A 13,460-nucleotide genomic window follows, 5' to 3' on the forward strand; every position below is an offset into this window, starting at 1 on the left:
TGTTGCAGCGCCCCTGCTAGCCCGAGGGTGGCGCGATGCCCGGCGGACGACTGACACACGACGAACGGCTGCGGATCGAGACGTTGTGGAGGGTGGGCCGATCGATCCCTCAGATCGCTGAGCACATCGGCCGGCACACCTCCACGGTGTGGCGCGAGCTGAACCGCAACCACTCCTACCGGCACGGCCCCAAAAACCCCGCCGGCCGGCACGGCAGCAGCGGCGGTCCGGGCCCCGGCGGGCTCTACCGGTGGGGCTATCTGGCCGACCGTGCCCACGAGCGCGCCCGACTGCGGGCGCTGCGGCCTAAGCGGGCCAAACTGGCCGTCCGCGGCCCGCTGCGCGCAGAGGTGCTCCGTCGACTGAAGAAGCGGCACTCGCCGCGGCAGATCGCCGACCGGCTTCGCCGCGAGCATCCCGGGCAGGCAGCCTGGAGCGTGTCGCACGAGACCATCTACAAGGCCATCTACGTGCAAGGCCGCGGCAACCTGCGCGCCGAGCTGGGGAACCAGGTGGCGCTGCGCTCCGGCCGCGCGCACCGGCGCAGGCGACCCGCGGCAGGCGGCGCGGTCCGCTCGGCACGCGCCTGGATCACCCCGGACTTTCACCTCTCCGCCCGCCCCGCCGAAGCCGCCGACCGGGCGGTGCCCGGGCACTGGGAGGGCGATCTCCTCGTCGGCGCCCGCGGCTCCTCGGCGATCATCACCCTCGTCGAGCGCAAGACCCGCTACGTGATGCTCGGCGCCCTACCCGACTCGCGCGCCTCCGAGCAGGTCATCGCCGTGCTCTCCGCCCTCGCCCAGCGGCTGCCCGCCCACCTGCGCCGGTCACTGGCCTGGGACTGCGGTCCGGAGATGGCCGCCCACGCCCGATTCCGGGTCGCCACCGGCTGCCCGGTGTTCTTCTGCGACCCCCACTCGCCCTGGCAACGCGGCTCCAACGAGAACACCAACCGGCTGCTGCGCGACTACTTCCCTCGCTCCAGCACCAACTTCCGCACGTGGCCCCAAGACGCCCTCGACGCCGTCGCCGACGAGCTCAACGAACGCCCGCGGATGACCCTCGACTGGCAAACTCCCGCCGAGGCGCTCAACCAGCTCCTCGCTGCAACAACCCCTTGAACCCGCCGGCGTGTCGGACCACCACTCGCCGATGATCACCGTGAGCTGGGCGGCGGGATCAGACCGGCTTGGGCTTGCGGTTCTTCGCCTTGCCGCGCTCGGTCTGGTCGAGCACCACCTTGCGGATGCGCACCGTGGCCGGCGTGACCTCGACGCACTCGTCCTCGGCGCAGAACTCCAGCGCCTGCTCGAGGTTCAGGATCCGCGGCGGGATCAGGCGCTCGAGCTCCTCGGAGGTGCTCTTGCGCATGTTGGTGAGCTTCTTCTCCTTGGTGATGTTCACGTCCATGTCGTCCGGGCGTGAGTTCTCACCGACGATCATGCCCTCGTAGACCTCGGTGCCCGGCTGCACCATCAGCTGCCCGCGCTCCTGCAGCGAGAACATCGAGTACGTCGTGGCGACGCCCTGGCGGTCGGCCACCAGCGAGCCGGTCGGGCGGGCGCGCATGTCACCCAGCCACGGCTCGTAGCCCTCGAGGTTGTGGTTGAGGACGCCGGTGCCGCGGGTCTCGGTGAGGAATTCGGTGCGGAACCCGATCAGGCCGCGCGACGGGACGATGTACTCCATCCGCGCCCAGCCCGTGTCGTGGTGCACCAGATTCTCCAGCCGTCCCCGCCGGACCGCGAGCGCCTGCGTCAGCGTGCCGACGTACTCGCCCGGGGTGTCGATCGTGACGCGCTCGACCGGCTCGTGCAGCTTGCCGTCGATCTCCTTGGTGACGACGGTCGGCCGGCCGACGGTGAGCTCGAACTCCTCGCGACGCAGCTGCTCGACGAGGATGGCCAGCGCGAGTTCGCCGCGGCCCTGCATCTCCCAGGTGTCGGGGCGGTCGGTGGGCAGCATCCGCACCGACACGTTGCCGACCAGCTCCTGGTCGAGGCGGTTCTTGATGAGACGGGCGGTCAGCTTCTTGCCCGACTTCCCCGACAGCGGCGAGGTGTTGATGCCGATGGTGATCGAGATCGATGGCTCGTCGACGGTCAGCGGTGGCAGCGGACGCGGGTCGTTCGGGTCGGCGAGGGTGTCGCCGATCATGATGTCCTCGATGCCGGCGATGGCGACGAGCTCGCCGGGGCCCGCGCTCTCGGCCGGGGTGCGGGTGAGGCCCTCGGTCACGAGCAGCTCGGTGATCTTGACGTTCTTGATGGTGCCGTCGGTCCGGCACCAGGCGACCTGCTGGCCGTTCTTCATCGTGCCGGAGTGGATGCGCAGCAGGGCCAGCCGACCGAGGTAGGGCGAGGCGTCGAGGTTGGTGACCTGCGCGCGCAAGGGCTCCTCGGCGTCGTAGACCGGGGCCGGGATGGTGTCGAGCAGCGTCTTCACCAGCGGCGCGAGGTCGGGGCTGTCGGGCGAGGTGCCGTCCTCGGGCCGGGTCAGCGACGCCTGGCCGGTCTTGCCGTTGCTGTAGACGATGGGGAAGTCGAGGTTGTCCACGTCCATGCCGGAGTCCTCGAGCAGCTCCATGAACAGCTCGTAGGTCTCGTCGACGACCTCGCCGATGCGGGCGTCGGAGCGGTCGGTCTTGTTGACGACGAGGATGACCGGCATCCCCTTGCCCAGCGCCTTGCGCAGCACGAAGCGGGTCTGGGGCAGCGGACCCTCGGAGGCGTCCACCAGGAGGACGACGCCGTCGACCATCGACAGGCCGCGCTCGACCTCGCCGCCGAAGTCGGCGTGACCCGGGGTGTCGACGATGTTCACCGTCACCGGGTTGCCGTTCTCGTCGGCCAGCCGGATCGCGGTGTTCTTCGCGAGGATGGTGATGCCGCGCTCGCGCTCGAGGTCCATGGAGTCCATGACCCGCGTCTGCGTCTCGTCGGCGTCGGTGCCCTCGCCCTTGGCGCGCCCCAGGGCACCTGCCTGGCGGAGGAGGGCGTCGACCAGGGTCGTCTTGCCGTGGTCGACGTGGGCGATGATCGCCACGTTGCGCAGGTCGTCGCGGGTGGGCATGCGGAGAGGCACCTCAGGAGATTCGGGGAGGCCGCTGCGTCAGCTCGCGGCATCTGGTGTAACGGCCGCCGGACCGGCGACCTTCCCAGGGTAGTCGCTCCACGGGCGGGGGCCGCCCGCTGCGACGGGCCGACCACCCCGAACGTCACCCCGACGGCCGGGAGGGTGACCAGACTCACCCGCAGCGCCCCCTGCGCGGATAGCCTGCGCGGGTGGGCGGCCGGGTTGCCGGGGATCTCGCCGCCCGGCTCGGCCGGGCGACGGCGGGCACGTTCGTGGGCCGGGCCGCCGAACGCGAGCTCGTCGCCGCGTCGCTCGCCGGGACGCCGGACTTCGCGGTGCTCTTCGTCCACGGCCCCGGCGGGATCGGCAAGAGCGCGCTGCTGCGCCGGATGGCCCTGGACGCCGAGGCTGCCGGCGTCACCCCCGTGGCCGTCGACGCCCGGACGTTCGCGCCCCACCCCGAGGGCTTCCTCGCCGCGGTGGGCGAGCAGCTCGGCGTCCCGGCGGACGAGGACCCCCTCCCCGTCCTGCAGGACTGCGGCCGGCTGCTGCTCGTGGTCGACACGTTCGAGCGGTGCGCGGGGCTGCAGGGCTGGCTGCGCGAGCGGTTCCTGCCGCGGCTCCCGGCCGACGCGCTCACCGTGATCGCCGGGCGGGAGCCGCCCGAGGCCGCCTGGCGGTTCGACCCGTCGTGGGAGGGGCTGCTGCGGGCGGTGACCCTGCGCAACCTGCCACCGGACGACGCCGGGCGGCTGCTCGCCGCGCGCGGCGTCCCGCCCCGCCTGCGGGAGTCCGCGCTGGCGCTCGCCGGTGGGCACCCCCTGGCCCTGTGCCTGGTCGCCGAGGCGACGGCGCGGGACGGCGCCCCTGCCGCACTGCCGGACCCCGGAGCGCCTGACCTGCTGCGTCCGCTGCTCGAGCGGATCGTCGACGAGGCGCCGTCCCCGCGGCACCGCGCGGCGCTCGAGGTGTGCGCGCACGCGCGGGTCACCACCGAGTCCCTGCTGCGCGCCGTGCTCGGCGGCCCGGGCAGCGACGAGCTGTTCGCGTGGCTGTCCGCACGGTCCTTTGTCGAGCGGGCCACCGAGGGCCTCCATCCGCACGACCTGGCGCGCGACGTCCTCGACGCGGAGCTGCGCTGGCGGGACCCCGACCGCTACGCCGATCTGCACCGGCGGATCCGGCAGTACCTGGTCGACCGGCTGCGCCGGAGCCCGGCGGACGGGCCCCGGATCTGGCGGGATCTCATGTTCCTGCACCGCCGCAACCCGGTGTACGCGCCCTTCATGACCTGGGACGCCGACGGCGGCTTCTACGAGGACGCCGCCGGCCCGGGCGACCGTGCGGCGGTGGTGGCGATGACCCGCGCCGCGGAGGGGGAGGCGTCGGCCGCCGTCCTGGAGCACTGGCTCGACCGGCGGCCGGAGGGCTGCCGGGTGTACCGCCGGGCGGGGCGGTCCGAGCCGGCCGGCTTCGCGCTGCACCTCGCGCTGAGCTGCCCGGATCCCGCGGACCTCGCCGCCGACCCGGTGGTCGCGGCCGCCTGGTCGCACGTCGAGACCTCTGGCCGGCTCCGCCCGGGCGAGCACGTCGACCTCCTGCGCACCTTCGTCGTCCCGGGGGCCTACCACCGACCCTCGCCGGTCATGGACCTGATCCAGGTGACGTGCGCGCACTCGTGGACCACGCGGTCGGGCCTGGCGATGTCCTTCCTCGTCCTCGCCGAACCCGCGTTCTGGGCGGCCCAGATGGCCTACATCGAGCACTCCCCGCGGGCACCGCGACCGTCGGGGACCGGACGTTCACGCTCTTCGCCCACGACTGGCGCGCCATGCCCGTGGCCGAGTGGTTCGGCCGGCTGGCCGACCGCGAGCTGGCCGGCGGCCCCGCCGCGGTGCCGCGGAAGCCCGAACCGGCCCGGCTGCTCGCCGTGCTGTCGGAGCAGGAGTTCGAGTCGGCCGTCAAGGACGCGCTGCGCAACGCCCGCCGCCCGGCCGACCTGGCGCGCAACCCGCTGTGCCGATCCCGCCTCGTGACCGACGCCGCGCGCGGCAGACCGGCCGCCGAGACGCTGGCCGACCTGTTGGTCGCGGCGACCGACACGCTGGCCGCCGACCCGCGGGACGCCAAGCTGCACCGCGTCGCCGCCACCACCTTCTTCCGCGGCGTGCCCACCCAGGAGGCGGCGGCCGAGCGCCTGGGGCTGCCGTTCTCGACCTACCGCCGTCACCTCGGCGCGGCGATCGAGCGGATCACCGCCTGGCTGTGGGAGCGCGAGCTCCCCGGGCCCGGGCAGGAAGTGAGCAGCGACCGACCTGTCGGGTGAGCAGTCGCCCGTCGGACCGTGGCCTCCCCATCACCGGAGGAGGACCCGATGTCCGAGCACACCGACCACGCCGTCGTCGTGGGGGCCAGCATGGGTGGACTGCTGGCCGCGCGCGTCCTGAGTGAGACCTACGCCTCGGTCACCGTCGTCGAGCGGGACCGTCTCGGGGAGGATGCCGCGCCGCGCCGCGGCGTCCCTCAAGGCCGGCACGCGCACGGCCTCCTGGCCCGGGGCCGCGAGGCGCTCGAGGAGCTCTTCCCGGGGCTGACCGCCGAGCTCATCGGACTCGGTGTGCCGTCGGTCGACCTCCAGGCCGGGTTCCGCTGGGTGAACGGGGGCCGGCTGCTGCGACAGGCGCCGTCCGGGCTGCTCGGCCTCGGCGTCAGCCGGCCGCTGCTCGAGGCCCGCGTCCGGGCGCGGGTCCGTGCGCTGCCGGACGTCGAGATCGTGGACGGCTGCGACGCCCTGGGCCTGGCGGCGTCGGCGGACGGCGACCGGGTCACGGGGCTGCGGGTCCTGCGACGCGACGCCGACAGCAGTGCACAGGTGCTCTCCGCCGACCTGGTGGTCGACGCCACCGGCCGGGGCTCTCGAGGACCGCAGTGGCTCGCGGCCCTGGGCTACCCGGAGCCGGAGGTCGAGCAGGTGCACATCGGCCTCGCCTACGCCTCCCGGTCCTACCGCCGCGACCCGTCCGGGCCGGAGGGCGCGGCCGTCGCCGGGACGGTTCCCAATCCGCGGGGTGGCGTCATGATCGCGCAGGAGGACGACCGCTGGATCGTCACCTTCGGCGGGATGCTCGGCGACGTCCCCCCGTTGGACCACGACGGCTACACCGCCTACGCGGCCACGCTGCCGGTCCCGGCCATCCACGAGGTGATCCGGGACGCCGAGCCGCTGTCGGACCCCCGGCTCTTCCGCTACCCCGCCAGCTCGCGACGCCGGTACGAACGGCTGCGCCGCTTCCCTGCCGGCTACGCGGTCTTCGGGGACGCCGTCTGCAGCTTCAACCCGGTGTACGGGCAGGGCATGACCGTCGCCGCGGTGGAGGCCCTCGCGCTGCGGGCCTGCCTGGCGGAGGGGACGGACGGCCTGGCCCGCCGCTTCCTCCGGGCCGCGGCGCGGGTCGTCGACATCCCGTGGGACATCTCCGTCGGCGCGGACCTTCGCTTCCCCGAGGTGGCGGGTGCGCGCACGGCCAAGGTTCGGGCGGTCAACGCCTACCTCGAGCGGCTGCACGTCGCGGCCGAGAGCGATCCGGTCGTGGGGCGGGCCTTCCTCCGGGTGGTCAACCTGATGGACCGGCCCGAGAGCCTCATGGCGCCCCGGATGGCGCTCCGGGTCCTCCGCGGCAGCTCCCGCGCGCGTCAGCGCGGGCTGATCGCCGTCCCCGGTCGGTCGGCCACCGCGAACGTCACCCCCGCCGAGGCGAGGACGACCAGGGCCACGGCGACCCACGCCGCCAGCCGAGCCCGATCGCCAGCACGTGGGCGAGCACGAACGCACCGAGGTAGAGCCCGGCGAGGGCCACGGCGGTGGCGATACCTCTACGGCGCAGCCAGAGGACGCCCGCCGCCACCCCTGCGGCGGCGAAGACGGCACCGCCCAGCGCCCGGACGCCGGTGCCCTGCGCGATGCCGAAGCCGGATGCGAGGCCGACGGCCACGAGGAGGGCCGAGGGGAGGCGGTTGCGGACGAGGGACGCGGTCGACATGTCGCCCAGTCTCCCCGTCGACAGCACGAGGGCCCCGGACGGAGGTGTCCGGGGCCCTCGGCGATGATCAGGTGACCTGATCACGATGCGTCCTCCCTCGCGGTCCACCGTGAGGGAGGACGCTCGACGATCAGGTCACCTGATCGTGGCAGGAGGAGGGGGAGGAAGTTCGGGGATCAGGCGGTGCGGAGCACGGCCTCGATCTCGAGCTCGACGCTGATCTTGTCGCCGACGACCACGCCGCCGCCGTCCATCGGCATGTCGATGTCGACACCGAAGGCCTTGCGGGAGATCTCGGTCTTGGCGGAGAAGCCGGCGCGGGTGCCGCCGTAGGCGTCCGGGCCGAAGCCGTTGAGCTCGAGCTCCAGGACGACGGGCTTGGTGATGCCCTTGATGGTCAGGTCACCCTCGATGGTCCAGTCGGCGCCGTCGGTCTTCACCGCGGTCGAGCGGAACGTCATCTCGGTGTAGTTGCCCACGTCGAAGAAGTCGGCGGAGCGGATGTGCGCGTCGCGCTGCTCCTGGCGGGTGTCGATCGAGTCCATGTTGATGCGGGCCTCGACGGAGGACTGCGTCGGGTCCTCGGCGGTGACGAGGACGCCGGAGAAGTCGCGGAAGTAGCCGCGGACCTTGCTGACCATCATGTGGCGGACGGAGAAGCCGACCGTCGAGTGGCTGGCGTCGATGTCCCAGGTGCCGACGACGTAGCCGGGGATCTGGATGGCGGTGCTGCTGGTCATGGGGATCTCCAAGGTGGTTGAGCGTTTGACCTTCTGCCCGACCGTAGCGTAGTTGATAGCTCAACTATTCCGCCAGTAGGATGACGGCATGACATCGCAGGTGTCGGCTGCCTCACAGCCGCCCGCAGCGCCCGCCGGCGAGCCCCGCTGGCTCGACGCCGAGGAGCAGAAGGCGTGGCGGGCGTGGCTGTACAGCACGCAGCTGCTGCATGACCGGCTGGACCGGGACCTCATCCACCAGACCGGCATCTCCCACGCCTACTACGAGATCCTCGTGGCCCTTTCCGAGGCGCCCGACCGCATGATGCGGATGAGCGAGCTCGCCGACCGGTGCCTGTCCTCCCGCAGCCGGCTCTCGCACGCGGTGTCCCGGCTCGAGGAGCGGGGATGGGTGCGCCGCCAGACCTGCGCCGAGGACGGCCGCGGCCAGCTGGCGGTGCTGACCGACGAGGGCTTCGCCGCGCTGGAGGCCGCCGCGCCGGTGCACGTCGAGAGCGTCCGGCTGCACCTGTTCGACCAGCTCACCCCCGAGCAGGTCGCGCACATGCGCGACTTCGGCGAGACGTTGCTGCGCCACCTCGGCCCACGCTGACGTCGGCGGCCCTCCGGCTCACCACTCCGGGGAGGTGAGGCCGTAGCGCCTGATCACGTCGGCCTGCCACGGCGGGTCGCCGAACTCCAGGCCGTACTGCTCGGCCAGCGCCATGAACTCGGCCGGCTCGGTGACACCTGCTTCGGCGAGGTCGGCGATGTCGCGGAAGAAGCCCTCGAAGCCGGCCGGGCTGATGATCTCGATCATGCGGGCCGGGACCGGGCCGGCGTTCCACATCGCGTGCAGCTCGCCGCGTGGCTTGGTGATGTAACCCCCGGGACCGAGGACCACCTCCCGGTCGCCCGACCGGAACCCGATCTCGCCCTCGGTGACGATGGAGTACTCGTCCTCGCGGGTGTGCAGGTGCGCCGAGACGTACGCGCCCACGTCGAACGGGTGCTCGACCACGGCGATCGATCCTCCGGTGTCCTCGCCCCAGAGCTTGAACGCGACACCCACGCCGTCGCCGAGATCGGCCGTGCGCCCCTGTCCCGGGGGGACGACCGTGAGGTCGGGTGCTCGCTCATCGGACATGGGCACGACTCCCGTCTGACCCGTGGACGGCGACCCGGACGTCGCCCCGCGCATGCCTGCGCACCGTAGCCATCGCCGAGCGGGACGAACCTCCCGGCCGGATCGGGAACCCGCGCCCTGCCGCCCGTGATCGCACCGCCTCCACCGTGGACCCACCCGATCCACCACCACGGAGGAGCGCACGATGACCAGCACGACCGTCCGGTCCACCCCCTCGACCGACACCGTCGCCCGAAGGGCCCGCAGCGGTGCAATCGGTGGCGGGCTGTGGCTGCTGCTGCCCGCAGTGTGGGCCGCCGCCGAGCTCGGAGAGCAGGAGTTCGGCAGCCTCGGTTTCGTCGCCGTCGCCGTGGCCGACTGGATCTTCCTGGTGCTCGCGCCGGTGCTGATCGTCGTCGGTCACACGGCGCTGCGCGCGTCGCTGGGCCCGGGGGTCAGCCGGATCGGCCGCACCGGCGTCGCGCTGGGCGCCCTGGGCCTCGGTGCGGTGGCGGTGGGCAACGGCATCGAGGTCGGCTCGATGAGCCTGGGCGGTGGCGAGGTCGCCGTGGGCCACGCGATCTTCCTCGTCGGATTCCTGGTCAGCATCGTCGGCGGCGTCCTCGTCGGCAGCACGGTGGTCCGGCGGTTCCAGGACGTGCTCGCCCGGACGGCGGGCTGGCTGCTCGTCCTCGCCCTGCCGCTCGGCGCCGGCATCGGCTTCCTCGGCTCCATGCTCGCCCCCGAGAACGACGCCGCGTTCTGGGCCGCGATCTCGGTGCCCACGGGCGCCGCGTGGCTGCTGCTCGGCCGCTACCTGCTGATCCGGCACCGCGGCGCGGCCGACGTGCGGGCCTGACCGTCCTCCCGGAAGCGTGCGCCGTGGCCCGCGCCGTTGACGCGGGCCACGGCGACGCGCATGGTGCCCGAGCCGGAGGATCGAGGTGACACCGTGACCAGCGACACCGTGGCGACCCGCACCGCGACGACCGACACCGCGGCTGTGCGCCCGGCGACGTCCGACCGCGGTGCCCGCTCGATCAAGCTGCGGCTGTTCGCCTGGTCCGTCGTCCCGGTGTACGTCACCGGCCTGACCGTGATGTGGATCCTCGACGCCCGGCTCGGCGGCGTCGGCGACGACCACGTCGAAGGCGTGATCATCTCCGTCGGCTTCGGCGCGTTCGCCGTCGTGGGAGCCCTGCTCGTCGGCCTGCGACCGCGCAACGCGGTCGGCTGGATCGTGACCGCGCTCGCCCTCCTGATCGGGATCGTCCCGGCGCTGGACATGTACGCCGCCTACGTCGTGACCACGCGGGGCGAGCCGGACGCGTTGGCGGTGATCGGCGCGTGGTTGCAGAGCTGGTACTGGTACGTCGTCCTCGCCTTGACGTTCGTGTACCTGCCGCTGCTCTTCCCCGACGGCCGGCTGCCGTCCCGCCGCTGGTGGCCGGTCGCCGTGGCACCGGGCATCTTCCTCGTCGGCGTCGTCGGGCTCGGGATGGTCGCCGACACGCTGACCGGCCAGGAGGTCGACTACCGGATCGACAACCCGATCGGCATCGACGGCCTGGCACACGCCGAGCAGCATCCGGCGTTCGCGGTGCTCGGCGGCTTCCTGCTCATCGGCGTGGCCGGCGGGCTGGCCGCCGTGGGGGTGCGCTTCCACCGCTCCCGCGGCGACGAGCGGCAGCAGATGAAGTGGTTCCTGTGGGCGGTGGCCCCGCTGGTGTTCCTTCCGCTCGAGGCGGCCGCTCCCTGGCTCAGCGGCATCGCCTTCGCCTGGGTCGTCCTCGCCCTGCCGGTGGCCCTGGCCGTCGCCGTGCTCAGGTACCGCCTGGACGGCATCGACCTGGTCATCAGCCGCACGCTGGTGTACGGCGTCCTCACCCTGCTCGTCATCGGCGTGTACGTACTGGTCGTGGGGTACCTCGGCGCGGCGCTGCACCGCGACGACGACCTCGTGGTCTCGCTGGTCGCCACCGGGGTGGTGGCGGTGCTGTTCGCCCCGGCCCGCGACCGGCTGCAGCGGGCGGTCGACCGGCTGCTCTACGGACGCCGGTCGGAGCCGTACACGGCGCTGGCGCAGTTCGGGGAGCGGCTGGAGAACACGCTGGCGCCCGACGCCGTCCTCCCGGAGATCGTGCGGACGCTGCGGGTGTCGCTCCGCCTGCCCTACGCGGCGGTCCGGCTCGGCGACGACGCGCCGCCGGTCGAGGTGGGCACACGGACGACGGCGGTCGAGACGCTCCCGCTGGTTCATCACGGTGCGCCCGTCGGCTCCCTCGTGGTCGGCCTGCGCCCTGGCGAGTCGTCGTTCTCCCCCGCCGACCGCCGTCTCCTCACCGACCTCGCCCGGCAGGCCGGTGTCGCCGTCTCCGCCGTGCGGCTGACGGCCGACGTGCAGCGCTCCCGGGAGCGCCTGGTCGCCGCCCGCGAGGAGGAGCGCCGCCGGTTGCGCCGCGACCTGCACGACGGGCTCGGCGCGCAGCTGGCCGGGCTGACGGTGCAGGCGGGCGTCCTCCGAGGAATGATCACCCGCGATCCGGAGGCCGCCGACGCGCTGGCCGGCGAGCTCCGGACCGAGCTGCGCGCCGCCATCGCCGACATCCGCCGGCTCGTGCACGAGCTGCGACCGCCGGCGCTGGACGAGCTCGGCCTGGTCGGCGCGGTGCAGCGGCTGGCCGAGAAGATCGGCGCCGAGGGCGGGGGTACGCGGATGGCCGTCGACGTCCCGGCCGTGCTGCCGCCACTGCCCGCGGCGGTCGAGGTGGCGGCCTACCGGATCGTCCAGGAGGCCTTGACCAACGTCGTCCGGCATGCCTCGGCGCGGAGCTGCACCGTGCGGCTCGCTCCGGCGCCCGGCCGGCTGACCGTCGAGGTCACCGACGACGGCACGGGCTTTCCGGACTCGGCGACGCACGGCGTGGGACTCTCCTCGATGGGCGAGCGGGCGGCGGAGATGGGCGGCGACTGCACGGTCGAGGCCCTTCCCGCCGGCGGCACCCGCGTGCGCGCCGTCCTGCCCCTGCCGGAGAGGTCCTGAGGTGGAGCCGTTGCGCGTCCTGGTCGTCGAGGACCATCCGCTCTTCCGCAAGGGCGTCGTGGCGCTGCTCGAGGCGACGCCGGACGTCGCGGTCGCCGGGGTGGCCGTGTCGGGTGAGGATGCCGTCGCGCGTGCGGCGGAGCTGCGACCCGACGTCGTCCTCATGGATCTCCAGTTGCCGGGCATGAGCGGCATCGAGGCGACCCGGGGGATCGTGGCCGCTGACCCGGACGTGCGGGTGCTGGTGCTCAGCCTCTTCGAGGACGAGGACTCGGTCTTCCTGGCGCTGCGCGCCGGCGCCCGCGGCTACGTGCTCAAGGACGCCGACGAGGAGGAGATCATCGGTGCCATCCGGGCCGTCGCGCGCGGCGAGGCGATCTTCAGCCAGGCCGTCGCGGGTCGGGTGCTCGCCTTCTTCGCCCAGCCGCGACCGGCGCCGAAGGTGTTCCCCGAGCTGACCGACCGCGAGCGCGAGATCCTGTCGTTGATCGCCGCCGGTCACCCCAACCCCTCGATCGCCAGGACGCTGTTCCTCAGTCCGAAGACGGTGGCCAACTACGTGTCGGCGATCTTCGCCAAGCTGCAGGTGGCCGACCGCGCGGAGGCGATGATCCGCGCCCGCGAGGCCGGCCTCGGCGGCTAGCGGAGTGGGAGGGCAGCGCTTTCCGCGCCCCTCCGACTCCGCTCGGGCGCCACGGCGCGCTCGCCGCGCACCAGCAGCCAGCCGCTGACCACCAGCACCCAGGCGAGGAAGACGACCTGCAGCGCGTCGAGCACCCCGGGCGCAGCGGTGGCGGCGAGGCAGGCCGTCCCCGCCGCGACCGTCAGCGCACCCAACCAGGTGGGCAGGGCCCGCGACGCCAGCGCGCCGAGTCCGAGGAGCAGGACGAAGACCCCGTCGAGTGCCCACGCCAGCCCGTGCGCCGCGTCGTTGATGCCGAGCAGCGCGGTGACCGTCCCGGCGTCGTAGCGGTCGACGTCCAGCGCGGCGAGCACCGGCGCGAACGACCCGATCTTCACCGCGAAGGCGGCGACGGCGACCCCGACGGCCGCCGTCGGCAGCCAGTCCAGCGGCCGGGCGGCCCGGATGCGGGCGGCGAGGCGCGCGGCCAGCAGCAGGAGCGCCAGGAGACCCGCCGCCTCCAGCCACGCACCGAGCCACAGCGAGGCGGTCGGCGGGTGCGCGACCAGGTGGGCCCGCACGGCGTCGGGCGACTCCAGCGTCTCGGGCAGGAACGGGGAGACCAGGACGACGTAGCCCACGGCGACGAGGACGAAGTAGAGGATGCCGCCGGCGTCGGCGACACGGTCGAGGATCTTGGACACGGGAACCTCCGGAGCAGCGGAACGGACCGGCCGAGCCTCCGTCGCACCTCCGCCTCCGCGCATCGGCCCGGGCGCCGTTCGTGCTCCACCCCCGAGGGGATGCGGTTCCGCCCCCGGAGGGATGTTCGCCA

The 13,460-nt window shown here is 73.4% G+C and carries 12 protein-coding genes; 8 read left to right on the forward strand and 4 right to left on the reverse strand.

Annotated elements, in window-relative coordinates; all coding sequences use genetic code 11:
- Positions 1–35: 35 nt before the first annotated feature.
- Positions 36–1,121, forward strand: a complete 1,086-nt coding sequence (locus tag MVA48_RS10110) for an IS30 family transposase (protein ID WP_256461144.1) — start codon at positions 36–38, stop codon at positions 1,119–1,121.
- A gap of 58 nt (positions 1,122–1,179) precedes the next feature.
- On the opposite strand, the gene typA is transcribed toward MVA48_RS10110, so the two are convergent.
- Positions 1,180–3,072 (reverse strand): translational GTPase TypA, encoded by a 1,893-nt coding sequence (typA, locus tag MVA48_RS10115; protein WP_246988443.1) that lies wholly within the window; start codon positions 3,070–3,072, stop codon positions 1,180–1,182.
- A 212-nt stretch (positions 3,073–3,284) separates the two neighbouring features.
- Here typA and MVA48_RS10120 point away from each other — a divergent pair, with 212 nt between their 5' ends.
- Genes MVA48_RS10120 through MVA48_RS10130 form a run of 3 tightly spaced genes read left to right on the forward strand, consistent with a single transcriptional unit; the run spans position 3,285 to position 7,195 of the window.
- Positions 3,285–5,111, forward strand: coding sequence for a hypothetical protein (locus MVA48_RS10120; protein ID WP_246988445.1), 1,827 nt, complete (start codon positions 3,285–3,287; stop codon positions 5,109–5,111).
- Entirely contained in the window at positions 5,108–5,401 is a 294-nt protein-coding gene (locus MVA48_RS10125) for a hypothetical protein (RefSeq protein WP_246988447.1), read from the forward strand. Before MVA48_RS10120 ends, MVA48_RS10125 begins: the two co-directional genes overlap by 4 nt.
- A gap of 48 nt (positions 5,402–5,449) precedes the next feature.
- Positions 5,450–7,195 (forward strand): FAD-dependent oxidoreductase, encoded by a 1,746-nt coding sequence (locus MVA48_RS10130; RefSeq protein WP_246988449.1) that lies wholly within the window; start codon positions 5,450–5,452, stop codon positions 7,193–7,195.
- A gap of 96 nt (positions 7,196–7,291) precedes the next feature.
- Here MVA48_RS10130 and MVA48_RS10135 read toward each other — a convergent pair whose 3' ends face one another.
- Positions 7,292–7,855: a YceI family protein gene (locus MVA48_RS10135; protein ID WP_246988451.1), complete on the reverse strand. Its 564-nt coding sequence runs from the start codon at positions 7,853–7,855 to the stop codon at positions 7,292–7,294.
- An 88-nt stretch (positions 7,856–7,943) separates the two neighbouring features.
- On the opposite strand from MVA48_RS10135, the gene MVA48_RS10140 reads away from it, so the two are divergent.
- On the forward strand, positions 7,944–8,447 hold the full coding sequence (locus MVA48_RS10140; RefSeq protein WP_246988453.1) for a MarR family winged helix-turn-helix transcriptional regulator: 504 nt from the start codon (positions 7,944–7,946) through the stop codon (positions 8,445–8,447).
- Between the two features lie 18 nt (positions 8,448–8,465).
- On the opposite strand, the gene MVA48_RS10145 is transcribed toward MVA48_RS10140, so the two are convergent.
- A complete protein-coding gene (locus MVA48_RS10145; RefSeq protein WP_246988455.1) occupies positions 8,466–8,981 on the reverse strand; it encodes a cupin domain-containing protein in 516 nt (171 codons plus the stop codon).
- A 184-nt stretch (positions 8,982–9,165) separates the two neighbouring features.
- Here MVA48_RS10145 and MVA48_RS10150 point away from each other — a divergent pair, with 184 nt between their 5' ends.
- The 3 genes from MVA48_RS10150 to MVA48_RS10160 all read left to right on the forward strand — a co-directional run bounded on the left by MVA48_RS10150 (position 9,166) and on the right by MVA48_RS10160 (position 12,646).
- Entirely contained in the window at positions 9,166–9,819 is a 654-nt protein-coding gene (locus MVA48_RS10150) for a hypothetical protein (protein ID WP_246988457.1), read from the forward strand.
- 93 nt (positions 9,820–9,912) lie between these two features.
- A complete protein-coding gene (locus MVA48_RS10155; RefSeq protein WP_246988459.1) occupies positions 9,913–12,003 on the forward strand; it encodes a histidine kinase in 2,091 nt (696 codons plus the stop codon).
- Position 12,004: 1 nt separating this feature from the next.
- Positions 12,005–12,646 (forward strand): response regulator, encoded by a 642-nt coding sequence (locus MVA48_RS10160; RefSeq protein WP_246988461.1) that lies wholly within the window; start codon positions 12,005–12,007, stop codon positions 12,644–12,646.
- On the opposite strand, the gene MVA48_RS10165 is transcribed toward MVA48_RS10160, so the two are convergent.
- Complete coding sequence (locus tag MVA48_RS10165) at positions 12,643–13,329, reverse strand: DUF4386 family protein (RefSeq protein WP_246988463.1); 687 nt, start codon at positions 13,327–13,329, stop codon at positions 12,643–12,645. The two genes, MVA48_RS10160 and MVA48_RS10165, sit on opposite strands and share 4 nt — an antisense overlap.
- Between the last annotated feature and the right edge of the window lie 131 nt (positions 13,330–13,460).

Origin of the sequence: Blastococcus sp. PRF04-17, from assembly GCF_023016265.1 — a bacterium.
Classification (GTDB): Bacteria; Actinomycetota; Actinomycetes; order Mycobacteriales; family Geodermatophilaceae; genus Blastococcus_B.